Origin of the sequence: Shewanella sp. MF05960, from assembly GCF_050849305.1 — a bacterium.
Lineage (GTDB): Bacteria > Pseudomonadota > Gammaproteobacteria > Enterobacterales > Shewanellaceae > Shewanella.
The window spans coordinates 86,713-112,706 of record NZ_JBOZPS010000001.1; the positions used below are offsets into that span (position 1 = coordinate 86,713).

Sequence of the window (25,994 nt, forward strand, 5' to 3'; positions counted from 1 at the left end):
GAAATGGGCTTTAAAACAACAATAAATTGGCAATCGTCACCCAGCGAAGAAGGTGAGTTTAATCGCGATCATGAGGTTAAGTTTGGTACTGGGCAAACGATTCAGGCGTCATCAGCACCAGAATACAAAGGCAATGCAGAAAAAGTGAACCCAGAGGAAAGCTTATTAGCTGCGTTGTCGTCGTGCCACATGCTGACTTTTTTAGCGATTGCCCATTTAAAGCGACTGCCCGTGTTGAGCTATGTTGACCATGCGACTGCCGATTTAGGTAAAAATGAAGCGGGTAAAGTGGCGGTAGTAAAAATGACCCTTGAACCAACAGTGACCTTTGCTGAAGGCATTGAAGTGGACCAGGAAACCTTAGATAAAATACATGAAAAAGCCCATGCCAACTGCTTTATTGCTAACTCAGTTGCCTGTGAAGTAGAGATTAAAACCAATTAAGCAACGCATTAACCCTCGTTAGGTTTAATGCCAAGCTCATGTTTCATCATTAATAAAAATGCCCCTACCAAATTGAATTTGGCAGGGGCATTTTTTTACTGACATACAGTGCTTAAATACTGTGCTAACAAACGTGCTTACTGCCTTTGCTTGCAAGCATGGAAACACTAAACCTATTGGGTTTTTATGTCGCCCGCTTTACCTGTTTTTGACATAGGTAAACCTTGTAATGGCGCAATAGGTTGTTGTACCAACTCATCTTTTAAGTAACTGATAGCCGCCTCAAGCTGCGCATCGTTACCACTAAACGTCGCATAAGGTAGGTTATCGACTTCAATGTCTGGCTCAACGCCGTGGCCTTCAACAATCCAGCGACCATCTATTGCATACTGTGGGTATTCAGCAACACGTGCCATGCCATTGTCGGTGACAGAATTTCGCCCCGACAACCACACTCCAGCACCAGCCGTTTGCTTACCAATAATGGGCGCAATATTAAGCGCGCGAATACCGGCAGAGAAGGTTTCGCCGTCTGAATAAGTCATCTGATCGGCCAATACCACTAAATGGCCTCTAAACGTTTGTTGCATGTTGGCATTGGTGCTGCCATGGGTTGGTTGCCAAAATGCCCATGCTCTGCGAAGCAGTTTTTCAATAATCCAACTGTCGATATTGCCGCCACGATTACGGCGAACATCAATGATTAACCCATCTTTGTCGTAGTTGGTATAAAACTCGCGGGCAAAGCTTTCAACATCACCCGAGCCCATCGCATACAGATGTAAGTAACCAATATTGCCTTTAGAGGCTTTAGCGACTTTGGCGCCGTTGTGCTCTACCCAATCTAGATAACGTAATTTGGCATCTGTCGCGCTATCGTGTGGGGTGACTACGGTATTAATCGAATTTTTACCACGTTGTAGCCCTAATAAAACCTGTTTATTGCCTTGATTACGCAGCAACTGGGTGACATCGGCAATTGAAGCGATATTTTTACCATTAATCGCACGGATCACGTCGCCCTCTTGGGCATCAACTTCAATACGGGCAAGCGGTGATGTTGATAATGGCAGCTCATTGTCGGTTTGATAAATATGACTAATCACCACCCCGTTATCGGTTTGCGTTAACCTGGCACCTAACGCCGCGGCTTTAGCAACGTCTTTATCTTGCGCAATGTCGCCACCACGCACTTGCGAGTGTAATGAGTTAAGTTCACCCATCATTTGCATGAAAATGTCATTAAGCTCGTTACGGTCGGTGAGTCTGTCTACTAATGGCTGGTACTTGGCTTTGGCAGCTTGCCAGTCTACTCCGCGCATTTTAGGGTCAAAAAATGAGTCGCGATGCATAAGCCAGGCATCTTCAAAAATCTGTTGCCACTCTTGTTGTGGCGAAATGCTTAACTGCCATTGATCGGTACTGACTTTAGCCTTTGACACGTCAGTCGGTAATTTGTCGCCTGCATCAACAATTATGATGTTTTTAGGATCAGATTGTTTGCGCAGCATGAGTTTACTGCCGTCTTTTGCCAATGCATATTGGCCAACATCGTCGCTAAAGGTCTCTACTTTTGGTTGTTGTGCATCAAACTTAACCAGCTTTAGCTCGCTTTTATCCTGGCTAACGTCCAATAAATACAGCTTATCTTTAGTTGCCGTTAAACTGCTGTAGTTGCCGGCATCGACTGGCACTTGCCATAAACGCTGATTTAATCCGTCCCAGTCGACTTTGGTTTTCGCTGGACTGTCTTGATCTGTTTTATCGGCTTTTTTCGCACCGTTGTTAACGGTTAGCTCAGTGGGTTTAGCAAACGGAAACGACGCTTTAGCATCTAACGCTAAGGCGAATATTTGAGTACGTTTGTCAAAAATAGGCCCCATATTACGGTCGCCCCAGGGCGAGCCAGGATTGGCTTTAAACTCGCGGTTAGACAAGAAATAAAGCCATTTACCGTCATCACTAAAACTAGGCGAAAACGACTCGTATTTGTCTGTGGTTAAGGTTTGTGATTTTGATTCGTTAATGGAATACAACACAATTTGCGGACGCTGTTTGCCGATTTCTGATTTCGTTAACGCAATAAATTGGCTGTCGCCAGACCATTTTATGTCTTGATAAGGGCCTAAACCTTCACCATTTTCGATTATTTTTTGATTGTTGTTGCGAGTTAAATCCAGTAACCACACATTGCCCATGTAATCGTCGTGCACTAAATAGCGGCCATTAGGTGATAACGATAAGCTAGTGCGCAGGGTGTTGCCGTCTTTAGTCAGTTGTTTTGCCCCAGCTGAGCCGTCTGCTGGATATTGCCAAATTTCTTGTTCGCCAGAGGCATCACTAATGCCATATACCCATTTGCCGTCATCACTTAATAATGCATCGCGCACGCGACTGTTTGCTGGCGAGTCGATTTGCACTAAACGGCGACCGTCGTTACTGGCAATGGCGACATGGCTGCGAGCGGTAATCACCACATTGTCGCCTTGATGTGCAAACACGGTCGAGGTAGCGTAATCCATTGGGTCGTTAACCCATTGTTCACGGCGGTGAGCAAAGTCACTAGTGAGTTCGATATCAAGCGTGTTTTCGGCCATGTCGGCTAAATTGAGCAACTTAATATCTGCGCCTTGCTGAAACACAATCCGGCCATTATCGAGTTGGGCGTCACGCACTTGCCATTGGGTATATTGGGTATGTTGTTTGATGTCTTTGCCATCCACACTCATTGACCAAATATTGTCGTTACCCGATTGGTCGCTGACAAAATACAGCCGTTGCTGCCATACCATCGGCTGTTTGACAGAGCCTTCATGAGCGGCGGTTAATTGTTGTGCCTCTTGCTTACTGCCAATCTTATAACGCCAAATTTCGCCTTTGGCGCCACCGCGATACACTTTGGCATTGTCGCCACTCACTTGCAGGCCAAACTGAGTAAAATACACATACTCGCCTTTATCATCGATAGTGCCTTCAAAAGCATCGGCTAATGGCAAGTCGGTTAACGTTAGGGTTTGTGGATTAACGGTTTTAAGTACCCAAAAGTTAGCAGGGCCAAAGGCATTGTCGGTGGAATACAACACCTCACCAGCGGCGGTCCAACCTTGTAGGCGCACTCGGCTGTTTTCAAAGCTCACGCGTTTAGCCACGCCGCCTGTAATTGGCATGACATACACTTCGGTAGCACCTTCGTAATTGGCGGTATAAGCCACCCATTTGCCATCTTTAGAAATAGTGGCATCGAGCTCTTCTGCCGCCAAACTGGTTAAGCGACTGGCTTTGATGTTAGCGTTGCCTTGATTGAGTTGTGTGGTCCACAAGTCGCCTTCTGCGGTAAAGACTACCGTTTGGTCATGCAGCGCTGGCGCACGGTAATAGCCTTGATTTGATGCATTGGCGAAGATCATTGATGAGCAGGCTAATGTGCCTAAAGCCAACATGCAATGTGTTACAGAGCGGCGAAGTTTCATGACGAAGTGTTTCCTTTATTCTGTTTAAGGCCTTTTTAACGATGTTTTCACATTATCAGACTTATGCCATTTTTTGCAGCACAAAAATGTAACCAAAAACGGCTAAGCAATCATTGCTTAGCCGTGGGTATTTTCTAACCTTCAGATTCTGATATTTTGCTTATTGCGAAGTCAATTGCAGTACGATTTTATGGTATTGCTCATAAAGTGGATGCGACGGGTCTGATAGCTCAGGGAAGCGTTGATCGATGGTGATCATATAACGCTCTGCCTGGATAAGTTTATTGTCGGCCATCAATACGGTTAAACGTTCCAAGGCAACATCGGCAGTATCTAACTCAATGTCCCCTTTTAGTGAACCATTAAATGATTGTTTCACTTGTTGTACCTCTTTGGCATGGCGACTAGATTGCAGTTGCAGGGCTTTCTTTTGTGCTTGTGGATTGACGTTAGCTGGCGCAGCACTCATTACCGCAGACGATTTGTCTGCCATTTGAGAACCAACAGATCCAGTAATATTAGCTGCTTCAGTGCTCTCATTACGGCTTTCTTCACTGATCGATTGACGATTAACACTTTGGGTATCCATTGGTGTAGCACTCATCGATAATCCCTGTACGGCAATCGATTCTGCAGCTGTGGCATCTTCAATAGGTGACTCAGAGACTTGAGGAGCATCTACTTTCGATTTAAGCGGCTTAAATGATGCCGACGGTTCAGGTAAATGTTGATCTAAGTCTGTGCCAAACTGCTTTTGTAAACTTGGGTTTAAGATAAATAGTCCCGCCACCAGCAATACCGAGGCTGCGCTTGAAAACACCCATGCATTGCGTTGCCAGATTGATTTTTTTACTGAACGGGTAGCTTTAGTTACATTAGCACCTGAACGCGCTTTGGCTAATATGGCTTCATCTAGTTCTGCTGAGGGTTGCTCTAATGGTTGTTGATGGTAAGCATCTTTAATTTCGGTTTGTAATGCTGTGAACTCTGCATCATGATCTTGTGGCTTATTCATCATGTTATCTCCTGCAATTGATTCGCAATACATTGTTTAATACTTTGATAAGCATAACGAATGCGGCTTTTGGTTGCTTCTAGGGTGACGTTAGCAATGTCGCTGATCATGGCTGCAGTCATGCCCATTTCGATATTGAGTAAAAATGCTTCTTTTTGCACAGCGGGTAACTTGGCTATGCACCCTTTTATCATGTTGGCCTGTTGCTGTTGCTCAACTTGTGGCTCGGGCGAAGTTTGATCATCAGCTTGCAGGCTGTCCATGGTTTTATCTTCGCCAAGTGCGGTTACCTTATCGAGGGGCTTAACCGCCCGCACATGGTCAATCAGTAAATTGTGGGCAATTTTATACAGCCAAGTCGTAAATTTAGCGCTGACTTGATATTGCGACGAGGCATTGATGACTTTGCCCCAGGTGTCTTGATACAAATCCTCAGCTAATTGTTGGTCACGTAATTGACGAACAAAATAACGATATAAAGGGCCTTTGTGTTTACGATATAGCGCGTCAAATGCACTGATGTTTCCAGCCTGGTAGTCGAGCATAAGTTGCTCGTCACTACCGGCTTGAGGCACTAAAATGTCATCTTTGGGCAGCGCATCTTTTGGCTGTGCATCTTTTGACTGTATGAGTGTTGGCACCATTTTATCCTTAGTATGGGTTAGTAGGGTTAACGGTCAATGCAGTTTGCTCAGACAATACTTTGGCCGTTTTCAATAACTGTACAAACTCATGGCGATAACCAAAACTGTCTTGGCCCATTGCCGATTCGGCAAGTGCAATTAACTTAGCATAATCAGTATCGTGGACATAATTATTATGGTTGAGCAATTGGCCAAATCCGGCTACCGCAGCGGCAAAGCGCAAGTCTTCACTGGCTTGTTGTAAGTGGTTTAATTGTTGCTGCCGACTAATTGGATAAGTTAATAACTGACTTGCTTGGCCGCCAATGGCTTTATAACGCAGTTTGAGAAAAGCCACTTCATCGGTATTTATCGCAACATCAGCATCAGCAACCGTTGATGCAGAGTAACGCAGCGGATCAACTAGCTTATTGTGGCTGTCATTATAGCGTAACTCGTATAGTGCGGTGACACTGTGGCCTGCACCAATCTCGCCAGCATCAACGGCGTCATTGTTAAAGTCGCTGCGATTTAATAAACGGTTTTCGTAACCGATTAAGCGGTATTCTGATACCACTGCAGGGTTAAACTCTACTTGCACTTTGACGTCATGCGCAATAGTTAACAAGGTGGCACTGAGCTGATCAACCAACACTTTACGCGCTTCATTTAAGGTATCAATGTAGGCATATTGGCCATTGGCTTTATTCGACAATTGCTCCAACAAATGGTCGTTATAACCACCATTACCAGACCCTAAACCAAAACCTAGCGTCGATAACCCAATCCCGCTTTTACTGTGTTTTGCCACATAATCCACCAGCTGCTGATGGTCAGTCATGCCGAGGTTAAAGTCGCCATCGGTGGCTAAAATAACGCGATTAGTGCCGTTTTCAATAAAATGCTTCTGTGCCATTTGATACGCGAGTTGTATCCCTTGGCTGCCATTGGTGCCACCTTGAGCAGTTAACTGATTCAGCGCATGGCTGATTGCCGTAAAGTCATTACCGGCAACACCATCTAACACTATCCCACTGGCACCCGCGTAAACCACAATCGAGACTTTATCTTGTGCCGACAATTGCTGGCTGAGCATTAATAGTGCTTGTTTTAATAATGGCAGTTTATCGTGTGATGACATTGACCCAGACACATCTAACAACAACACCAGATTACTGGCACCGAGTTGCTCAGCGGCAATATCATAGCCTTTAATACCGATGCGTAATAATTGCGAGTCTTGATTGTAGGGCGATGGCGCTAATTCTGTGGTGACATTAAAGGGCGCATCGGCATCACTTGGCGCTGGATAATCGTAGCTAAAGTAGTTAATCAACTCCTCGACTCGCACGCTGTCTTTAGCCGGTAATTGGCCTTGATTAATCATACTGCGAGTGGTGCTGTAACTTCCGGTATCAACATCGATTGAAAACGTTGAAACTGGCGTTTCAGCCGCCACCATATTGCCGTTTTGCACCACTGCGGCAAATTTATCATTATTGATAGGCGCAGAGCTTAGGTGGCGATTCTCGCTGTGCATTGGCATGACACTGGCCATCACATTCGCTTCACTCAATTGTTGGCGCTGTTTAACAAGTCGATGAGCTTGTTCCTTTGCAGAAATCATTATTTCAGCTTGTTGTGGTTTTAGCTGATAATCGCTCACTGGTAGATCTTTTTTCGCGGCTATGGGTTCAGGGGCACTCATAGTGGAATGACTCTGACCTTGCTGGTGCTGAGCGGAATCGCTTGACTCTTTTGCGCAGCCGCCCATAACAATGCCACTGATTAATAGTGCCAACATACTTCGGTTAAATACGTGCTGATAATCCATCATAATGGTGCCCTTTTGATTAAGCGTCTGTTGTGTCGTTACTGACTATTAACGAGTGCAAATTCAAAAAGGGTTATTTGAATGGTATTTTTTAGTTACTTAAACATCACAAAACAGTTTTCGTATTTAGAAACTGAGTGTTAGCCTCAAGAAACACTGAAGTGCAGCCAATAGCGCACGGCTTATGCTATTATCTAGCCCCTTTTTTATCGCCTTAATATTGAGGTTGATCGCTCGGGTTATTTACCCAGTGAATTAACAAAATATACTAATAGAATAAGTACATTAAGGAGTTAACATGCAAGCCCTAGTTGCTGTTGTAATGGGTTCGAAAAGTGATTGGCCGACAATGGAAGCCGCCGCTGAAATAATGGATAAGCTCCAAGTGCCTTATCATGTTGAAGTTGTTTCAGCTCACCGAACACCAGACAAGCTAATGGAATTTGCAAGTTCTGCTGCAGATAAAGGCTATAAAGTCATTATTGGTGGCGCAGGCGGAGCAGCCCATTTACCAGGTATGATCGCCTCTAAAACTCGTTTACCTGTATTAGGTGTGCCAGTGCAAAGTAAGGCGTTATCAGGCATGGACAGCTTATTGTCTATTGTTCAAATGCCTAAAGGGATTGCGGTTGGCACTTTAGCCATTGGTACTGCCGGCGCATTTAACGCAGGCCTACTGGCTAGCCAAATTTTAGCCCTTACTGACGCTGATTTAGCTGCGCGCTTAGAGGCGTTTCGCGATGAGCAAACTCGCTCTATTCTAGATAATCCCGATCCGAGAGAAGACTAATGACATTGCCAAAAAATCTTTGGGTATTAGGCGATGGTCAATTAGGCGCAATGCTCAGCCATGCAGGGCAGCCACTGGGCATTAATGTGCGTCCAGTTGATATTATGACCCCATCTGATGTGCAATTACCGCTACTGGCCGACGACATTATTACTGCTGAACGTGAACAATGGCCAGAATCGCAACTCAGTTTGCAATTAAGCCAGCACCCACATTTTATCAACGGCCCTGTATTTGGTCGTTTAGCGGATCGTTTTACGCAAAAAAGCCTGTTAGATGAATTGTCGGTGGCAACCTCACCGTGGCAATTAGTCGATGGCAATACCAGCACCGAAACACTACACAGTGCTTATGGTGAACGGGTATTGTTAAAACGTCGCACAGGCGGTTATGACGGTAAAGGTCAACATTGGTTAAAACAGGTCGAAGCAACCACGATTCCTGATGATTGGCGCAATGAAGCCATTGCCGAGCAAGCGATTAATTTTGACGAAGAAGTGTCATTAGTGGGTGTGCGCACCCAGGATGGCCGTTGTTTGTTTTACCCTTTAACACTCAATCTGCATCAAGACGGTATTTTAATGGCATCGATAGCGCCACTAAGCCGTTTAGCACCGCTACAAGCGGAAGCGGAAACCATGTTAAGCAAGGTGATGAACGGCCTTGAATATGTGGGCGTAATGGCGATGGAGTGTTTTAGAGTTGGTGAACATTTAATGGTTAACGAGCTTGCACCAAGAGTGCATAACTCAGGCCATTGGACTCAGGCTGGCTGTCACATTAACCAGTTTGAACTGCATTTACGCGCGCTGTGCAATTTACCTATGCATCAACCACAGGTTAATTTTCAATGTGTGATGGTTAACTTAATTGGCGTTGATAAAGACGACCGCTGGTTAAGCCTGCCTAATGCTGAGTTATTTTGGTACAACAAAGACGTCAGAGTTGGCCGAAAAGTGGGTCACTTAAACTTGTCGGTGCACAATAAAGCCATGTTAGATGACAGCATAAGCCAACTAAAAAACTGGATGCCACAGCAATACCAGGCACCATTAGATTGGATTTTGGCTGAATTTGCTTAATATCTTATTAACGACGAAATCTGATTAACGACGAAATCTGATTAACGACGAAAAAAGGAGCCTAGGCTCCTTTTTTTATGACTGACAACTTTAAATAAATTCAATTAATTAGGGTGGTTCATCACCACCAGGATGAATCTAAATCGTCTTTGCATTGACCGTATTGGGCCGCGTAACGTCTGGCGCGTTGGTCAACTTTGTTGGCAACAGGGATTAACCATTTCTTCGCTTTATAAGAGCCGCGTTTATAACCGCTCCAACCTTCGTGATAATTTAAATATTGATTCTTAGCATCCCATTTAGACACGCCATTCACTTTATTGGTTTTATAGATATACCAGCCCATAAAATCCATCGCATCGTCAAAGTCGCTGCGACTTGACCAACTGTTACCGGTTTCTCTTACGTAGTCGTCCCAGGTCATGTTTTTAGCCTGAGCATAACCATAGGCATCACTCGCGCGACCCGTTGGAATGAATCCTAAAAAGTATTCCATTGGCGGCGCTGCATTATGTCTAAAGCCACTTTCTTGATACATCATCGCTAATGGAATATGCACTGGCACACCCCACTTTTCTCGGGTATCAACCGCAGCATCGTACCAGGAGCTGTGTTCTTTAAAGATGGAACAAATGTTGTCTGGTTCTTTTGGCGGAGAGGTGGCACAACCTGATAGTTGCAGTAATACGACTGAGCTAATAATAGCTAAAAAAAGCTTCATAACACCTCTATTTGCACTTAATGAACAACTCACGCTAGCCAAAATGACACTCAAGTTAACAACCTAAGCCTATGATGATGCTGGTGAGTTTTACATCAATAAACCATTAATGCAATTCAGGTTTGCGTTTCATTTCACACTCATGTGATTCTGTTTGCCAAACAATTGGCTGCCAATAACCTTGATTTGAACCAATATAAATTCGGTCGATATTGAATTGAGCGGCAATGTGGTAGCGTTGGTCGGCGCTCACATCAACGCTAAGCACTTTAACTTTACGAGCCGCTAATGACACTTTGAGCTCTGGCGCGTTAATGAGCTCAGCGACAGTAAACTCGTGTTTACCGACAGAAAGTGGGTAGTTGGGTCTGGAAATTACTGGTACACCATCAAGATGGGTCACCACAACGCGGTACAGCTGGGCACTGTTATCGGGCGCTAAGTAGCTCGACACAGTGCCACAGGCGGCGATGTCATCTGGCGACGAAGCACACCCTTGCAATATAGTTATCGATAAACACATTGCAACAGGTGATGCTAAGCGGCGCCAAGATAACTTGCTTTGCATGTTTATTTAACCTCAAACGTGCCTGCTGGCACGACATCTTTAAAATACTGCTTTAAAAACTCACTAAACGTATCTTGAGGCTGATCTTCAATGTGTTGCAGTTCAACTAACGAAGCTTTGGCTTCGTCGGCATAGCCCTTTTCAGTCGCTTCACTTAACGGATAATGGCTTAAAAACTCGTGATAGTCTCCGGCAAGTTGCTTTACCCACACACTATGATCGGTGCCTTTTACAACCACTTCATTCATCACACGGCCCGATAAGGTTTTATCTGGATCGTCAATCGCTTCTTTCCATGAGCTCAACGCCGTTTGATAAGCATGGCTATCATCGCCGTCCAGTAATACCGCAAGGGTAGATAACTCGGTAAACAACTCATGCATCCATGGATTTAAGCCTATGGCTTGGCCATTACGTTGCAACATTAATCCTGGTTTTCGCCCTTCTAGCACCACCGCTTTTAAGTTAGCAGCGATTTCAGCTTCGCCAACAGCATCAGTGTCTTCTGAAGGTGACAGTAAACAATGTAATAAAAATAAGTCGAGGAAGCGCACTTGTGTTGCATCAATACCGACTGGGCTAAACGGGTTCACATCTAATGCGCGCACTTCGATGTATTCAACCCCTGCCCGCGCCAATGCTTGCGAAGGCTTTTCGCCTTTCTTTGTCACTCGTTTGGCACGAATTGGTGCATAAAACTCGTTTTCAATTTGTAAAATATTGCTGTTAAGTTGACGGAACTCACCATCAACATTAACCCCAATTTGAGCAAACTTTTTCGATGGCATCTTAATCGCGGCGCCCACACCTTCGAGATATTCTGGCAATGAGTTGTAGCTGATATTTAACGTGTCTTGCTCTTTATTGGTGTAGCCTAAATCACTCATACGCAACGAGGTTGCATAAGGCAAATATAAGGTGCCCTTTCCGGTTTTTTCAAACTCAAAGTCGACTTCTTGATCTTTAATAAACGAGCTACATAACGCAGGCGATGAACCAAATAAATACGGTAACACCCACACTAGGCGGCGGTAGTTACGGATCATGCCAAAATAAGACTCTGAAACAAAATCATCAAAAGTGATACTTTTGCTGCAACACGCGGTGCCATTGCCGTTAGCAATTTTGTCGTCATACAAACGTTGCCATAAATCATTGGATACCGAAAAGTTAAAATGCACACCCGCAATAATTTGCATGAGGGCACCATATCGGTGAGTTAAGCCTTTACGGTATAACGTTTTCATCTTACCGGTATTGGAAGTGCCATAACGCGCAACGGGGATGCTAGCGACGTCACCGACAAAACAAGGCATGCTGACTGGCCACAATTTTTGACCATTAAGATTGCGAACGCTGTAAGCATGAGTTTGAGTTAAGCCTTCAAGTAAATCATCAATACTTTTACTTACAGGAGTAATAAATTCGAGTAATGCTTCACTGTAATCTGTGGTGATCCGCGAGTTGGTTAATGCTGAACCAAGCGCTTTTGGATGCTCGTCTTGAGCTAAATGACCTTTTTCATCAATACGCAATGCTTCACGTTCAATACCACGTAACATGCCCAATAATGCCTCTCGGCCTTGAGTGTCGCTTAAGTGTTCGACTTTTTCATTGAAAGACTTCAATTTATTACTCTCTTTTATGGATTCGCATTGCGAGTAAACAGCTAGACCTGATAATAAAGGATATTGTTACTAAATTCGCAAAAAATGTTTCTCTACGTGAACTAGTCATCTTGCTAGCTACGCTGAATAAAATAAAAACGGCAACACGCTACGGTTACCGTTTATAAGGCCTAAGCCGTTCAAATACTTTAATGACCGACGTTGATGAGCTAATACGAACGATGGCGATTAGTTTGGTCAATGACATTAAAAAAAGCCAGTAAGCATCGCCTCTGGCATAACAATATGAGGTTAACACTGGCTTGTTTCAAGTGCCAGTGTTAACTCGGAGCGTATCAAGTGTTCAACTACTGGGCAAGTGTTACTGTTTCAACCTGATAACCCAGTGCGCGTAAACTCGGTTCAATGCTGGCTTTGTCGCCGACAACGAGCATTACCATATCGTCGAGATTCAATAACTTACTCGCAAGCTGGTTTAACTCTTTTGTCGTGATATTGTTAACGATTTCATCTTGCTTTTGGGTAAAGTTTTTATCGAGTTGATAACGTTGAATCATTCGCAAAAATCCTGCTTTTTGATACGGCGTTTCGTACTCAAGTGCTTGGCTTTGTGCAATCGAGCTGCGCATAAAGTTTAGCTCATCGTCGCTCATGCCGCTTGCTTGATAAGCGTTAATCTCATTTACAAACTCGACTAAAGCATTTGCTGTCACATCACTACGCACACTGGCGTAAGCCATAAACTCACCCGAATCTTCGGCACCGACAAACATGGTTCTTGCGCCATAGGTGTAGCCTTTGTCTTCACGTAGGTTCAAGTTAATACGGCTATTAAAAGCACCACCTAATGGGTAGTTCATCAGGTAAGCTTTAAAGTAATCGCCTGTGGCATCGTAAATTAACGATGTTTTGCCAATGGTAATCACCGATTGTGCAGCACCTGGTTTATCGATTAAATAAATGGTGTTTTTGGGGTGCACAGGTACATCAGGTAACTTAGCGACTTGAGTTGCATCACCTTGCCATTGTGAAAACACTGATAATTTAGGCAATATTTGTTGTTGGTTTAAATCTGACACCACGACCATCTGCGCGTTACCGGCACGATATTGCTGCTGATAATATTGCTTTACATCATCTAAGGTCATAGCCGATAACGATGCTACAGTACCGTTGCTGCTAATGCCCATTGGGCTTTGACGCCCGTAAAGTAGCTCATTAAATCCGCTGCTGGCAATGTAGTTAGGATCTGACAATTGATGCTGTAAACCTTGTATTGCCTGTTGCTTAACACGGTCAAAATCAGCTTGTAAAAAACCTGGGCTAAATAAACGCTCTTCAACCAATGCTAAGGTAGCATCTAGATTTTCAGTTAAGCTCGATACTTTAATGTAGCTTTGCTCACTACTCGCGCCAAAGCTAATGGTTGAGCCTAGCATGTCTAATGCACCAGCAAGCTCTTCGCTGCTGCGCTTAAGACTTGACTCATTTAACATTGAAGCAGTTAAATCGGCCACGCCGGCTTTATCAAGCGTTGCGAGGCGATGACCGCCGTTTAGGTAAATTAATAACTCTACGGTCGGCGTTTCGTTACTTTCTGTGCCCATCACGTTAATGCCGTTCTCAAGCTTAGCTTGCCAAAGCTGCGGCACTGTCAGTGACGGCGCGGCTGAAGATGCTGGCATGTTATTGCGGTCAAAAGATGATTTAGCAAATGCGATGTTTGTTAACCCCGTTACCGCATCTTGCGCTATTGGTAGCACTGTCGGCTCAAAGTTATCAGCATGGGCAATTAATTGCGTTTGCCCTTCTGGCACTATGCTCATGACCACCATAGGTTTGTTTTTGATGTAAGTATTAAACACTCGCATGACATCTGCTTTAGTCACATTGGCATATCGGGCTAAATCAGAGGCCACCATATCTGGCTGACCAAAGAAAGTTTGGTTAGCCGCTAATGTAGACACTTTACCTTGCACACTTTGCATGCCAAATATGGTATCGGCTTCAAACTGCACTTTGACTTTTTGTAAGTCATCATCGGTCACGCCACGTTGCTCAAACTCAGCAATAGTCTGGTTAACCTTGGTTTCAATGTCAGCGAGATTACCGCCTTTAGCGGGGTTTGCAACCGCATACAAAGACAACTGACATGCTAGTTCCTGGCAAGGATGGCTGACACCGGCTTGTACGGCAAAACCTTCTTTAACGAGGTTTTTATAAATCAGTGAGGTTTTACCGCCACCTAATATATTGGCCAATAAGTCGAGTGCGGCTTCATCTGGATGCTGGGCATACACGGTTGGAAAACCAATATAAAGTAACGGCAAATGGACTTTGTCTTGCATCGAAATATAGCGAGTTTTATCTAATGTCACTGACGTTTTTTCGTCTGGTTTGACTTCTGGCCCACGCGGAATTTCACCAAAGTATTGGTTAATCCAGGCTAAAGTTTGCGCTTCATCAAAGTCGCCGCCAATCGTTAATGTGGCATTGTTGGGGCCGTACCAGCGTTGGAAAAAGTGCTTAACATCGTTTGCAGTAGCACGGTCTAAATCTTCTGGCCAACCAATAACCGGCCAAGAATAGGGATGACCCGCGGGATAAAGAGCTTGATTGAAGCGTTCATTTAAGCGCCCATAAGGGCGATTGTCGATGCGTTGGGCACGTTCGTTTTTAACGGTTTCGCGTTGTACTTCAAATTTTTTGTCGGTTAATGCTGGCAATAAAAAGCCCATGCGGTCTGACTCTAGCCAGAGCATTTTTTCGAGTTGATTGCTCGGTACGGTTTCAAAATAGTTAGTGCGGTCGGTATTAGTGGTACCGTTAAGTGTGCCACCAGACTCGGTCACCACTTTAAAATGCTGCTCGTCTGCGACATGCTCAGAGCCTTGAAACATCATGTGTTCAAATAAATGCGCAAAACCACTGCGACCTGCAAGCTCACGAGCTGAGCCTACGTGATAAGTCACGTCAACATGCACTAATGGATCTGACTTGTCTTGATGTAAAATCACCGTCAGGCCATTTGCAAGTTGGTACTTTTTATAGGGAATACTCACTTGGTTTTCTGCCTGGGTAACGGCTTCAATTAAGCTGACGCCTTGAGGCAATGATGATGCTTGTTGCCCATCATATGCACAGCCTGCAAGAGCTGCACTGATGGCACTGGCCAATAACCATTTTTTTAAATGTAGTTTCAAAATCGAGTCCATCCTTTTAGCAAAGCGTCTAACGCACAAGGAACTTGTTGCGCTAGCCTATTAATTCGAGATTCATTTCATATTGTCATACCGACAGAAAGATGAAAACAATCACACTGTAACGTAATATTTTTCCGACAAACATCAATAATGTTGATGCCACTAGAGGCCACTTTAACCAGCCAGCAAGTAGACATAGCACATCACCCACGAGTGGCAACCAAGATAATAACAACGACCAAATGCCGTAACGTTCAACCCACACCAAGGCGGTTTGATGAGATTTACTTTGAATGTCTTGCGGATTTTTAGCCATCCGACCAGCGCGGCCTAAGCCGTAACTAGTCAGCGCGCCCAACGTATTGCCTAACGTCGCCATAAGTAACAACTCAGGCCACATTGTCGACGTATCATTGAGTAACGCCACCAGCAATACTTCGGAGCCGCCCGGTAATAAGGTGGCCGCTAAAAAAGCGCCAGAGAACATCATCCATAAACTGGTCATGACTTGTTTTATTATCTCGTAAAAAGGTTATGAGTGAACGGGCTATACTTTCGACCAACAAAAATCGGTTTTGTTATTGAAATAGGTTAAAAAAGCGTAAAAAATTTAAAGTTATAATAACAAACCCACTTATTCTTATAAGTTATAACAAAATAACGTTGTCGGCTATGAGTTCAGTTCATACAATGCAATTAATAATTATTAACCTTATGCGGGACCTCTGGACGTTTTAAACGCCATGGCCTGCTATTTAACCCATTAACATGCTATCGACTTTGGCATAACACCGTGGGTTTACACTTGGAATTGACATGATACTGCAAACGCTCAATCGTATTCCGTTTTGGCAAAAAGTTATTGCTGGTTTTGTATTGGGTACCCTCACCGGTGTTGGTTTAGGTGAATCGGCGGTCATCCTAAAACCCCTTGGCGATTTATTTATCAGTGCCATCAAAATGTTGGTCGCGCCGCTGGTATTTTGTGCCATCGTGGTCAGTATTACCTCGCTAGGATCGCAAGGTAATTTAAAGCGCTTAAGTTTTAAAACCTTAGCGATGTTTATGTTTACTGGCACCATTGCCTCGTTTATCGGTCTCACCATTGGTAGCCTTATCGACATGGGCGGTAGCCTGACGCTGGCCACCACAGAAGTGCGCGAACGCGATATCCCTGGGTTTGCGCAAGTATTATTAAACATGATCCCGGTGAATCCATTTGCTTCGCTAGCTGAAGGTAACGTGTTGCAAATTATTGTATTTGCTGCGTTGGTGGGCATTGCAATTAATGCCGTGGGCGAAAAAGCCGTTCCGCTTAAAAATATCATGGAAGCAGGTGCTGAAGTGATGTTCCAGTTAACTCGCATGGTACTTAAATTAACCCCTATCGGCGTATTTGGACTGATGGCTTGGGTTGTGGGCGAGTATGGCTTAAGTACGCTTTTGCCGTTAGGTAAGTTTATTATGGCGATTTATATTGCTGCGCTTATCCACATTATTGTTGTTTACGGTGGCCTCGTTAAGTTTGCTGCGGGGTTAAGCCCAATACAGTTTTTCCGCAAAGCATTGCCAGCACAAGTTGTGGCATTTAGTACTGCATCAAGTTTTGGTACTTTACCGGCTAGCACCCGCTGCACTGAAGCCATGGGCGTGTCAAAACGCTATAGCGCGTTTGTACTGCCACTAGGCGCAACCATGAACATGGACGGTTGCGGCGGAATTTACCCTGCCATTGCTGCAATATTTATTGCGCAAATTTATGGTATTCCACTGGATATGACCGATTACATGCTGATTGCGGTGACCGCAACGGTAGCTTCGGTGGGTACTGCGGGCGTGCCTGGTAGTGCGATGGTGATGTTAACGGTGACATTAGGTGTGATTGGTTTACCGCTTGAAGGTATTGCCTTTATTGCGGCCATTGACCGTATTATCGATATGATCCGCACTGCCACTAACGTCACAGGCGATATGATGACGGCCGTTGTCATTGGTAAAAGCGAAGGTCAGTTGGATGTAGAGCAGTTTTATGCTGATGAAAAGCCGGTTGAACAAACCGCATAACGTTATCGATGTGAACATATAAATCATTAAGCCAGCACTAACGTGCTGGCTTAATGATATTAACGATATAGATTAATGATTGTCTGACGGTTTCAATACCCTATCTCGGACTCGACAGCTTTAACCCCACGATAGCGATAACGCTGTTAGTCATAGCACGCTTAAGTAAATAATCTCAACTCTAGATACATAATATAAAACCGCCCAAACCGGTTAAGATTTGGGCGGTTAATAATTTGATATGCCAATATCTAAATCAGGATGTTAAGGCTAATCTTGAATCTCAACCTTGAAACTCAATCTGAAAAATAAGCCAATCTGTGATTCAGATAATATTACCCTAACACAGCCAATAATACCCCAGCAGCTACAGCGCTACCGAGCACACCTGCAACATTTGGCCCCATCGCGTGCATGAGCAAGAAGTTTTGGTCGTTAGACTCTAAACCCACCTTGTTAACCACTCGCGCCGCCATAGGTACAGCAGATACACCAGCCGCGCCAATCAACGGATTAACTTTACCGCCAGACAGCTTACACATTAATTTAGCCATTAATACACCCGTTGCAGTGCCAATACTAAAGGCTACCGCGCCAAGGATTAAAATCCCTAAGGTTTCTATGCGTAAAAACTGATCGGCTGATAACTTTGATCCCACAGCTAGCCCTAAAAAAATGGTCACGATGTTGATCAACTCGTTTTGTGCCGTTTTAGACAAACGGTCAACCACGCCAGATTCACGCATCAAATTACCAAGACAGAACATGCCAACAAGTGGTGTTGCTGCAGGCAAAAACAGAATGGTCATTCCCAATACCATCAAAGGGAAGATGATTTTTTCTTTTTTGCTGACTTCACGCAGCTGCTCCATTTTAATTGAGCGTTCTGCTTTGGTCGTTAGTAATCTCATAATTGGAGGCTGAATTAACGGTACTAATGCCATATAAGAGTAGGCCGCAACAGCAATAGCACCTAACAAATCCGGTGCAAGCTTAGAAGCCAAGAAAATAGCCGTTGGACCGTCTGCTCCACCAATAATGGCTATGGCAGCAGCATCTTGCATCGTAAATGAAAACCCAGGCACGGCATTAAGTGCAATCGCCCCTAATAAGGTCGCAAAAATACCAAACTGAGCAGCAGCACCTAATAACAAGGTTTTCGGGTTAGCAATTAGCGCACCAAAATCGGTTAATGCCCCTACGCCCATAAAAATCAGTAGCGGAAACACGCCTGTCTCAATCCCGACATGATAAGCAAAGTAAAGTAAGCCGCCTTCTTCAGTAAAGCCTGCATTAGGGATATTGGCCAAAATAGCGCCAAAACCGATAGGTAGCAGTAAAAGTGGCTCAAAACCTTTCACAATGGCTAAAAATAATAACAAACACCCTACTGCCATCATCAATACTTGGCCGCCAGAAAAATTGGCAATACCCGTTTCGGACCAAAAGGCCATTAATCCTTCCATTTTGACCTCTTATGCTAATGCAAGTAATGCTGAACCGACTGTCACGCTGTCACCTTGCTTAACTGCAAGGTTAGCGATGATACCGTCTTGTGGTGCACGAATTTCGGTTTCCATTTTCATAGCTTCTAAAATAATGACCACCTCACCGGTTTTAACCGCTTGGCCGTTGCTTACAAGCACTTTAAAGATATTTCCCGATAGAGGCGCAGACATAGTACATTTAACCTCACCAGCAGAGGCTGGAGCAGCTTGAGCTGGTGCACTGGCCACTGATGTTGCTGATGTTGCTGATGTTGGCGCAATATTGCTAATGTCACCGCCTTCGCTGACTTCAACCACAAAGCTTTGACCATCAACATTAACGGTATAGGTTTGCGGGCCTTTATCATCAGTAACCTGCAAATCATCTGCGCTAGGTACGGGTTCAAATGCATCCGGATTGCCACGATTTTTAAGAAACTTAAGACCAATTTGATTAAACAACGCGTAAGTCATGACATCGTCATCTAACTCAGCCGCTAAGCTAAAACCTTGTTCTTTTGCAGCTTGTTCAAGCTCAACACGTAATTTATCCAGTTCTGGTGCAATCAAATCTGCCGGACGGCACGTAATCGGTGACTCGCCTTTTAACACACGTGCTTGTAGCTCGGCATTAACGGGCGCAGGCGTGGCACCGTATTCGCCTTTTAGTACGCCTTCGGTCTCTTTAGTCATGGATTTGTAGCGCTCGCCCATCAATACGTTAATCACGGATTGTGAGCCAACAATTTGCGAGGTAGGTGTCACTAATGGTAAAAAGCCAAGATCTTCACGTACCCGTGGAATCTCCTCAAGCACGGCATCCATTTTGTCAGCAGCGCCCTGCTCTTTTAATTGGTTTTCCATGTTAGTTAGCATGCCGCCAGGCACTTGTGCACGTAAGATACGTGAATCAATCCCTTTTAACGCACCTTCAAAGCGCACGTATTTTTTACGCACTTCACGGAAGTATGCGGCGATTTCTTCTAACAGCACCATGTCATAGCCCGTGGCTCTGTCAGTATCTTCGACCATAGCAACAAGTGTTTCAGTGGCACTGTGACCATAAGTTTGGCTCATTGAAGAGATCGCGGTATCCAGTACATCAACCCCGGCTTCAATCGCCTTTTGATAGGTTGCGGTGCTTAACCCTGTGGTGGCATGACAATGCATCGAAACCATTAAGTCTGTTTGCGACTTTAAACGGCTAATAAGCTCATAGGCCTGCATTGGCTTAAGTAAACCAGCCATATCTTTAATACATAAAGAATCTGCGCCCATGTCTTCTAAACGCTTAGCCATATCCACCCAGGTATCGATGGTATGCACTGGGCTTGTGGTAAATGAAATTGTACCTTGTGCATGTCCGCCAACGTTTTTAACTGCCTTAACTGCCGTTTCAAGGTTACGTACATCATTCATAGCATCGAAAATACGGAACACATCGACACCGTTGGTATGAGCACGCTCGACAAAGCGAGTCACGACATCGTCGGCATAATGACGGTAGCCTAGTAAATTTTGCCCACGCAATAACATTTGCTGCGGCGTATTAGGCATGGCTTTCTTTAATTCACGAATACGGTCCCACGGATCTTCGCCAAGATAACGAATACAAGAGTCGAATGTGGCTCCACCCCATGACTCAAGTGACCAAAATCCAACTTTGTCTAATAGCGGTGCAATGGGCAGCATATCGTCGATACGTAACCGCGTGGCCAGTATTGATTGGTGGGCGTCACGTAGGACAACATCGGTTAGTGCTAATGGCTTGCTCATATTGACTCCAAATTTATTTCGCGCGGTATTGATGTATCGCAGAGGTAATTGCGCTTACCAGCTTAGGATCTAATGTTGACTGAGCCGATGCTCTTGGTGCTATCGGCGCAGGTGTTGGTGTAGCCACTGGCGCAGGAAAAAGCTTTGCAACAATCCCTATACCCACGATCAATAGACTTAAAAATATAAACACTAGGCCCATGCCCATTATCATGATGCCCAGCGCATCGGATAACTGCTCAGATATCGATGTCATGCTTCCTCGCTTATTTTTCTAACCATTAAATCTTATGTCGTAAATTGTTGAGGCTGTCGATGCACCATCACTGTGCGCGATGGTGACAAGTCGATTTGCAGCCGTAATTTTGAGCCACGGATTAACAATTGCTAATTCAGAAAGCATAAATATTCAATTTAATATCGATTTAATACTGTGTTCCATTGAGTCAACGTCACGATTAACGCGACATAAACTCAAAATCCTGTCACAAAATATAAACAATATACGTCAACATTGCTATCCTTTTGTAAATTGGTCTTACCAAAACAAATGTTCAATGACAGTGCAGCAAAGGAATATTCAAAATAAACCCCCAATAAATAAAGATTCTATAATTATTTACGCGATTTCAATCTACAAATCACAAAATCGATAACATTAACGGTCAAGCAACATGCCGAAATAGTGCATCATACTTAAGCAAACGAATAAAATAACTGACATTAAGCAATAAAAATGAATAAAAATGTAATTAGCCAACCTAAACTCGAGATAAGAGATGGAAACAAAATGTTTAATATCAAATCATTAAGGTTCAAATGTTTCAAACTTGTGATTTTTTGCTAATAAGGTGAATTAACGCGTCAATAGCTAGCCGATTGCAAGTTCATTCAACGCATTCAGCGAGACAAAAGGCTTTTTGAAAACCTTTTTTATTCCCAGTTCAGATTGGTTAAGAAATATGTACTTGATTGAGCCTAAATCATCACGTTGATGAGCCCAACGAATAGCTGAAAGGATATGAAAGAGGATTAGCAATGTGAATGAGACTGGCAAACAGACATAAAAAAACGCCCTGTATAAATACAGGGCGTTTTTAATATGGTGCGCGTGGGAGGATTCGAACCTCCGACCGCCTGGTTCGTAGCCAGGTACTCTATCCAGCTGAGCTACACGCGCAAAATCGGTACAACATGCCATTTATTAGTAACACAACCATTATAGCTGCTAAAACAATAAATGGCGGAGAAGGAGGGATTCGAACCCTCGATGGGATTTAAAGCCCATACTCCCTTAGCAGGGGAGCGCCTTCGGCCACTCGGCCACCTCTCCGCAAAAATGGTGCGCGTGGGAGGATTCGAACCTCCGACCGCCTGGTTCGTAGCCAGGTACTCTATCCAGCTGAGCTACACGCGCGAAATTTGGGTTTTGGTGAAACATGAATGGTGCGCGTGGGAGGATTCGAACCTCCGACCGCCTGGTTCGTAGCCAGGTACTCTATCCAGCTGAGCTACACGCGCATTCATGGTTTACACATTAATAGTAAATGGTGCGGATGGGAGGATTCGAACCTCCGACCGCCTGGTTCGTAGCCAGGTACTCTATCCAGCTGAGCTACATCCGCATCGATTTTACTATTTTAAGAAATGGCGGAGAAGGAGGGATTCGAACCCTCGATGGGATTTAAAGCCCATACTCCCTTAGCAGGGGAGCGCCTTCGGCCACTCGGCCACCTCTCCGTTTTCTTGGCGCACATATTACTGTTTGACGAAAATAAGTCAAACCCTTTTTAGGGATCCTATCTTCATTTGGACTGTTTTTAATCACATTGGGGATAATAGCTTCAAATAGTCGTGAAAACTGTATTCATTTTTACGAATATTACTTTAAAAAATGATTTTCAAAGACTTTTTTTATACCGCTCAAAAATGATCATTTACTCAGAAAACAAAAAAGTCAGCAAACTGCTGACTTTATTTTTATCGGACAAAATAGCCGAAATTAGTAATTGCCACCTTCTGGAGGCGTACCTGATTTCTCAGATTGAATACGTTGGTAGATCTCTTCACGGTGAACCGATACTTCTTTAGGTGCATTAACACCAATACGTACCTGATTACCTTTAACACCTAACACAGTAACGGTGACTTCATCACCAATCATTAATGTTTCGCCTACACGACGAGTCAAAATTAGCATTCGATTGCTCCTTTAGTTCAATCTGCATAACACGCTTTGTCCGTAATATGCGTTTATTATAAGGTTCGCTTTACATAAAATCATAGTATCTATTTCTAAATACGTCAGTTTATAAAGCATTATCTATTCGGAAATTTTAAAGTCTGACGAAAATATCAACTATCAATACGTAATAAGTCCAAATTCATCATATTTGCACTCACCACGGTGTTAAATAAATCTAAACAGCAAAACCAATAACAAAACGACAGAGATAAAACCATTAATGACCTGTGTACGCACACAGTTGCAATCACAACTTATTACCCTAGTAATCCCTTTAAACGCTTTTTACTGTTAGCGAGTTACTTCACTATGCCAAATCTACTGTTGGCACTCAAGTTATAAAGTTGAATATCTTAGACTTTATGCCCTAAGTGCCAATTAAAGCGCTATTTTGGCTAAATGTTAGCTCAAACGCTCAGTAATCCAAGGTTCAACAGATGCTAATGCAGCCGCTAAGTTCTCAGGTTGTGTGCCACCAGCTTGAGCCATATCAGGGCGTCCACCGCCTTTACCGCCTACTTGCTGAGCGACCATAGCAACCAGTTCACCTGCTTTAACTTGTTTAGTTAAGTCGTTGCTAACACCCGCAATCAGGTTAACTTTGCCATCTTTTGCAGTGCCAAGCACAATAATGGCTGATTTAAGCTTCTGCTTTAATTCATCTTGCAAACCACGCAATGAGCCAGGGTCAACGCCCTCCATCAATTTAACCAGCACTTTAACGCCATGAATGTCTTTAGCATCACCGGCCATATCAGCACTGGCTGCAGCCGCTAATTTATCTTTAAGTTGCGATAACTCTTTTTCAAGCTGCTTCACTTTATCTAATTGGGCTTTTAATTTAGTCACAACAGATGCATTGTCTGATTTGAGCAACTGCGCAGCTTCATCTAGCATTGCCTGTTGCTCTGCAACATAGCTCATAGCCGCTGAACCCGTTACGGCTTCAATACGACGTACACCCGCAGCGATACCACCTTCGGAAGTGATTTTGAATAAACCGATATCACCCGTGCGGCCAACGTGAGTACCGCCACACAATTCAATAGAAAAGTCACCCATAGTCACAACACGTACTTGGTCATCGTACTTTTCACCAAATAGCGCCATAGCGCCTTTTTCTTTGGCTTCATCAATGGCCATTTCGGCAGTTTTTAATTGATGATTACGACGGATCTGGGTGTTAACTAATTCTTCTACCGCTTTTAATTCTGACGGTTTAACCGCTTCAAAATGTGAAAAATCGAAACGCAGACGCTCAGGATTCACTAACGACCCTTTCTGTGTAACATGTGAACCTAATACTTGACGTAATGCAGCATGCAACAAGTGAGTCACAGAGTGATTTAACTGAGTACGGTGACGTAATTTTTTATCCACTTGTGCAGATAACGTTTGCCCTACGACTAATTGACCTTGCGCTAATTGGCCTTGATGACCTGTCGCTTGACCAAACTTTTGAGTATCACTCACTGTAAATTCAATACCTTGAGCCGTTAACAAGCCTTTATCACCAACCTGCCCGCCTGATTCAGCATAAAATGGGGTATTGGCTAAAACGACAATAGCATCTTGACCGGCAACAACTTGCTCAACAGCTTTTCCATCAACATATAAACCCGTTACCGTTGACTCACCCGTAAGCTCCGTATAGCCACAGAACGCGGTTTCAGCATCAATGATTAAATTACTGTTGTAGTCTGCACCAAAGTTACCTGCAGCTTGAGCACGACGCCTTTGCTCTGCCATTGCGACTTCAAAACCCGCTTCGTCAACATGAATATCACGTTCGCGACATACGTCAGCAGTCAAATCGACAGGGAAGCCATAAGTGTCATACAGTTTAAAGACCGTTTCACCATCTAACGTGTCGCCTTTAAGGGTATTTAATGCGCCGTCTAAAATGACTAAGCCGCGCTCTAGGGTTCGGGCAAACTGCTCTTCTTCTGCTTTTAATGCTTTTTCAACAATCGCCTGCATGGCGTTTAAGCCGTTTGCTGCATCGCCCATCACGCTGATTAGGGTCGGCACTAATTTGTAGAAAAAAGCATCAGTTGCGCCTAACTTATTACCATGACGCACTGCGCGGCGAATAATACGGCGCAGCACATAACCACGCCCTTCGTTTGATGGCATAACACCGTCAGCGATTAAAAAAGCACATGAACGGATATGGTCAGCAATAACACGTAGCGATTTATTTTCTAAATCGGAGAATCCAATAATGTCAGCAGCTTTAGCGATTAATTGCTTAAAGATATCGATTTCGTAGTTTGAATGAACACCTTGCATGATGGCTGCAATACGCTCAATACCCATACCGGTATCAACTGAAGGTTTAGGTAATGGCAACATTTCACCGTCTGCTTGACGGTTATATTGCATAAATACAATATTCCAAATTTCAATAAAACGATCGCCATCTTCTTCTGGAGTGCCTGGACGACCACCCCAAATGTGATCGCCATGATCATAGAAAATTTCACTGCATGGACCACAAGGACCGGTATCACCCATTTGCCAGAAGTTATCTGAAGCGAACGCAGCACCTTTGTTGTCACCGATACGGATCATGCTTTCAGCAGGTACGCCAATTTTTCGGGTCCAGATGTCATAAGCTTCATCATCGGTTTCATAAATAGTGACGCATAAACGTTCTTTAGGAAGTTTTAAGGTTTCAGTTAAAAATGTCCAAGCAAAACGAATCGCTTCTTCTTTAAAGTAATCACCGAAACTGAAGTTACCGAGCATTTCAAAAAAAGTATGATGACGTGCGGTATAGCCTACGTTGTCTAAATCGTTGTGTTTACCACCCGCACGAACGCAGCGTTGTGAAGATGTCGCACGTGTATAATTTCGCTTATCCATGCCGAGGAACACATCTTTAAACTGGTTCATACCCGCATTGGTAAATAACAGTGTTGGATCGTTTGTGGGAACGAGTGAGCTGCTATCAACAACCTGATGTCCGTTATCTTCAAAATACTTTAAAAAAGCACTTCTTAACTCTGCTGTAGTCTGAAACATGAAATGGCCCTGAAATA

General features: G+C 44.0%; 18 protein-coding genes and 6 tRNA genes. 4 read left to right on the top strand and 20 right to left on the bottom strand.

What is annotated here, in order from left to right; genetic code table 11:
• Window positions 1-3: 3 nt before the first annotated feature.
• Window positions 4-444, top strand: a complete 441-nt coding sequence (locus ACROAE_RS00395) for an OsmC family protein (RefSeq protein ID WP_432398948.1) — start codon at window positions 4-6, stop codon at window positions 442-444.
• Window positions 445-617: 173 nt separating this feature from the next.
• Here ACROAE_RS00395 and ACROAE_RS00400 read toward each other — a convergent pair whose 3' ends face one another.
• From ACROAE_RS00400 to ACROAE_RS00415, 4 genes are all read right to left on the bottom strand, one after another.
• On the bottom strand, window positions 618-3,914 hold the full coding sequence (locus ACROAE_RS00400) for a S41 family peptidase (protein WP_432398949.1): 3,297 nt from the start codon (window positions 3,912-3,914) through the stop codon (window positions 618-620).
• Between the two features lie 160 nt (window positions 3,915-4,074).
• The gene (locus ACROAE_RS00405; protein WP_432398950.1) at window positions 4,075-4,932 is read right to left on the bottom strand and encodes a hypothetical protein; all 858 of its coding nucleotides are present in this window, start codon (window positions 4,930-4,932) and stop codon (window positions 4,075-4,077) included.
• Window positions 4,929-5,474 carry a sigma-70 family RNA polymerase sigma factor gene (locus ACROAE_RS00410; RefSeq protein ID WP_432399202.1) on the bottom strand — a complete coding sequence of 182 codons (546 nt, stop codon included), beginning with the start codon at window positions 5,472-5,474 and terminating at the stop codon, window positions 4,929-4,931. The genes ACROAE_RS00405 and ACROAE_RS00410 overlap by 4 nt, the downstream gene beginning before the upstream one ends.
• Window positions 5,475-5,580: 106 nt before the next feature.
• The gene (locus ACROAE_RS00415) at window positions 5,581-7,386 is read right to left on the bottom strand and encodes a vWA domain-containing protein (protein WP_432399203.1); all 1,806 of its coding nucleotides are present in this window, start codon (window positions 7,384-7,386) and stop codon (window positions 5,581-5,583) included.
• 298 nt (window positions 7,387-7,684) lie between these two features.
• Between ACROAE_RS00415 and purE the strand changes: the two genes are divergently transcribed.
• Together purE and purK are read left to right on the top strand one after the other, a co-directional pair.
• Window positions 7,685-8,176, top strand: coding sequence for a 5-(carboxyamino)imidazole ribonucleotide mutase (gene purE, locus ACROAE_RS00420; RefSeq protein WP_432398951.1), 492 nt, complete (start codon window positions 7,685-7,687; stop codon window positions 8,174-8,176).
• Window positions 8,176-9,258: a 5-(carboxyamino)imidazole ribonucleotide synthase gene (gene purK / locus ACROAE_RS00425; RefSeq protein ID WP_432398952.1), complete on the top strand. Its 1,083-nt coding sequence runs from the start codon at window positions 8,176-8,178 to the stop codon at window positions 9,256-9,258. The genes purE and purK overlap by 1 nt, the downstream gene beginning before the upstream one ends.
• Window positions 9,259-9,379: 121 nt before the next feature.
• On the opposite strand, the gene ACROAE_RS00430 is transcribed toward purK, so the two are convergent.
• The 5 genes from ACROAE_RS00430 to ACROAE_RS00450 form a co-directional block, all read right to left on the bottom strand.
• Complete coding sequence (locus ACROAE_RS00430) at window positions 9,380-9,979, bottom strand: hypothetical protein (RefSeq protein WP_432398953.1); 600 nt, start codon at window positions 9,977-9,979, stop codon at window positions 9,380-9,382.
• A gap of 106 nt (window positions 9,980-10,085) precedes the next feature.
• A complete protein-coding gene (locus ACROAE_RS00435; RefSeq protein WP_432398954.1) occupies window positions 10,086-10,547 on the bottom strand; it encodes a hypothetical protein in 462 nt (153 codons plus the stop codon).
• A 2-nt stretch (window positions 10,548-10,549) separates the two neighbouring features.
• A complete protein-coding gene (gene gshA, locus ACROAE_RS00440; RefSeq protein WP_432398955.1) occupies window positions 10,550-12,175 on the bottom strand; it encodes a glutamate--cysteine ligase in 1,626 nt (541 codons plus the stop codon).
• 347 nt (window positions 12,176-12,522) lie between these two features.
• Complete coding sequence (locus tag ACROAE_RS00445) at window positions 12,523-15,378, bottom strand: M16 family metallopeptidase (RefSeq protein ID WP_432398956.1); 2,856 nt, start codon at window positions 15,376-15,378, stop codon at window positions 12,523-12,525.
• Window positions 15,379-15,463: 85 nt separating this feature from the next.
• Entirely contained in the window at window positions 15,464-15,883 is a 420-nt protein-coding gene (locus ACROAE_RS00450; RefSeq protein ID WP_432398957.1) for a YqaA family protein, read from the bottom strand.
• 311 nt (window positions 15,884-16,194) lie between these two features.
• Between ACROAE_RS00450 and ACROAE_RS00455 the strand changes: the two genes are divergently transcribed.
• Window positions 16,195-17,442: a dicarboxylate/amino acid:cation symporter gene (locus tag ACROAE_RS00455; protein ID WP_432398958.1), complete on the top strand. Its 1,248-nt coding sequence runs from the start codon at window positions 16,195-16,197 to the stop codon at window positions 17,440-17,442.
• Window positions 17,443-17,777: 335 nt separating this feature from the next.
• Here ACROAE_RS00455 and ACROAE_RS00460 read toward each other — a convergent pair whose 3' ends face one another.
• From ACROAE_RS00460 to alaS, 11 genes are all read right to left on the bottom strand, one after another.
• Complete coding sequence (locus ACROAE_RS00460) at window positions 17,778-18,908, bottom strand: sodium ion-translocating decarboxylase subunit beta (RefSeq protein ID WP_432398959.1); 1,131 nt, start codon at window positions 18,906-18,908, stop codon at window positions 17,778-17,780.
• A gap of 9 nt (window positions 18,909-18,917) precedes the next feature.
• Window positions 18,918-20,705 (bottom strand): sodium-extruding oxaloacetate decarboxylase subunit alpha, encoded by a 1,788-nt coding sequence (gene oadA / locus ACROAE_RS00465; RefSeq protein ID WP_432398960.1) that lies wholly within the window; start codon window positions 20,703-20,705, stop codon window positions 18,918-18,920.
• 13 nt (window positions 20,706-20,718) lie between these two features.
• Window positions 20,719-20,961, bottom strand: a complete 243-nt coding sequence (locus ACROAE_RS00470; protein WP_432398961.1) for an OadG family transporter subunit — start codon at window positions 20,959-20,961, stop codon at window positions 20,719-20,721.
• Window positions 20,962-21,808: 847 nt separating this feature from the next.
• Window positions 21,809-21,885, bottom strand: a tRNA-Arg gene (locus ACROAE_RS00475).
• Window positions 21,886-21,946: 61 nt separating this feature from the next.
• Window positions 21,947-22,038: transfer RNA gene (locus tag ACROAE_RS00480), tRNA-Ser, on the bottom strand.
• Between the two features lie 7 nt (window positions 22,039-22,045).
• Window positions 22,046-22,122: transfer RNA gene (locus tag ACROAE_RS00485), tRNA-Arg, on the bottom strand.
• A 27-nt stretch (window positions 22,123-22,149) separates the two neighbouring features.
• A tRNA-Arg gene (locus ACROAE_RS00490) sits at window positions 22,150-22,226 on the bottom strand.
• 27 nt (window positions 22,227-22,253) lie between these two features.
• Window positions 22,254-22,330: transfer RNA gene (locus ACROAE_RS00495), tRNA-Arg, on the bottom strand.
• A gap of 23 nt (window positions 22,331-22,353) precedes the next feature.
• Window positions 22,354-22,445: transfer RNA gene (locus ACROAE_RS00500), tRNA-Ser, on the bottom strand.
• 262 nt (window positions 22,446-22,707) lie between these two features.
• The gene (gene csrA, locus ACROAE_RS00505) at window positions 22,708-22,905 is read right to left on the bottom strand and encodes a carbon storage regulator CsrA (protein WP_160053698.1); all 198 of its coding nucleotides are present in this window, start codon (window positions 22,903-22,905) and stop codon (window positions 22,708-22,710) included.
• Window positions 22,906-23,352: 447 nt separating this feature from the next.
• The gene (alaS, locus tag ACROAE_RS00510) at window positions 23,353-25,977 is read right to left on the bottom strand and encodes an alanine--tRNA ligase (RefSeq protein ID WP_432398962.1); all 2,625 of its coding nucleotides are present in this window, start codon (window positions 25,975-25,977) and stop codon (window positions 23,353-23,355) included.
• Between the last annotated feature and the right edge of the window lie 17 nt (window positions 25,978-25,994).

Coding starts and splice junctions, on each gene's coding strand:
- ACROAE_RS00395 (WP_432398948.1), top strand. CDS start 4: ATGGGCTTTAAAACAACAATAAATTGGCAATCGTCACCCAGCGAAGAA.
- ACROAE_RS00400 (WP_432398949.1), bottom strand. CDS start 3,914: ATGAAACTTCGCCGCTCTGTAACACATTGCATGTTGGCTTTAGGCACA.
- ACROAE_RS00405 (WP_432398950.1), bottom strand. CDS start 4,932: ATGATGAATAAGCCACAAGATCATGATGCAGAGTTCACAGCATTACAA.
- ACROAE_RS00410 (WP_432399202.1), bottom strand. CDS start 5,474: ATGCTCGACTACCAGGCTGGAAACATCAGTGCATTTGACGCGCTATAT.
- ACROAE_RS00415 (WP_432399203.1), bottom strand. CDS start 7,386: ATGGATTATCAGCACGTATTTAACCGAAGTATGTTGGCACTATTAATC.
- purE (WP_432398951.1), top strand. CDS start 7,685: ATGCAAGCCCTAGTTGCTGTTGTAATGGGTTCGAAAAGTGATTGGCCG.
- purK (WP_432398952.1), top strand. CDS start 8,176: ATGACATTGCCAAAAAATCTTTGGGTATTAGGCGATGGTCAATTAGGC.
- ACROAE_RS00430 (WP_432398953.1), bottom strand. CDS start 9,979: ATGAAGCTTTTTTTAGCTATTATTAGCTCAGTCGTATTACTGCAACTA.
- ACROAE_RS00435 (WP_432398954.1), bottom strand. CDS start 10,547: ATGCAAAGCAAGTTATCTTGGCGCCGCTTAGCATCACCTGTTGCAATG.
- ACROAE_RS00450 (WP_432398957.1), bottom strand. CDS start 15,883: ATGACCAGTTTATGGATGATGTTCTCTGGCGCTTTTTTAGCGGCCACC.
- ACROAE_RS00455 (WP_432398958.1), top strand. CDS start 16,195: ATGATACTGCAAACGCTCAATCGTATTCCGTTTTGGCAAAAAGTTATT.
- ACROAE_RS00460 (WP_432398959.1), bottom strand. CDS start 18,908: ATGGAAGGATTAATGGCCTTTTGGTCCGAAACGGGTATTGCCAATTTT.
- oadA (WP_432398960.1), bottom strand. CDS start 20,705: ATGAGCAAGCCATTAGCACTAACCGATGTTGTCCTACGTGACGCCCAC.
- ACROAE_RS00470 (WP_432398961.1), bottom strand. CDS start 20,961: ATGACATCGATATCTGAGCAGTTATCCGATGCGCTGGGCATCATGATA.
- csrA (WP_160053698.1), bottom strand. CDS start 22,905: ATGCTAATTTTGACTCGTCGTGTAGGCGAAACATTAATGATTGGTGAT.
- alaS (WP_432398962.1), bottom strand. CDS start 25,977: ATGTTTCAGACTACAGCAGAGTTAAGAAGTGCTTTTTTAAAGTATTTT.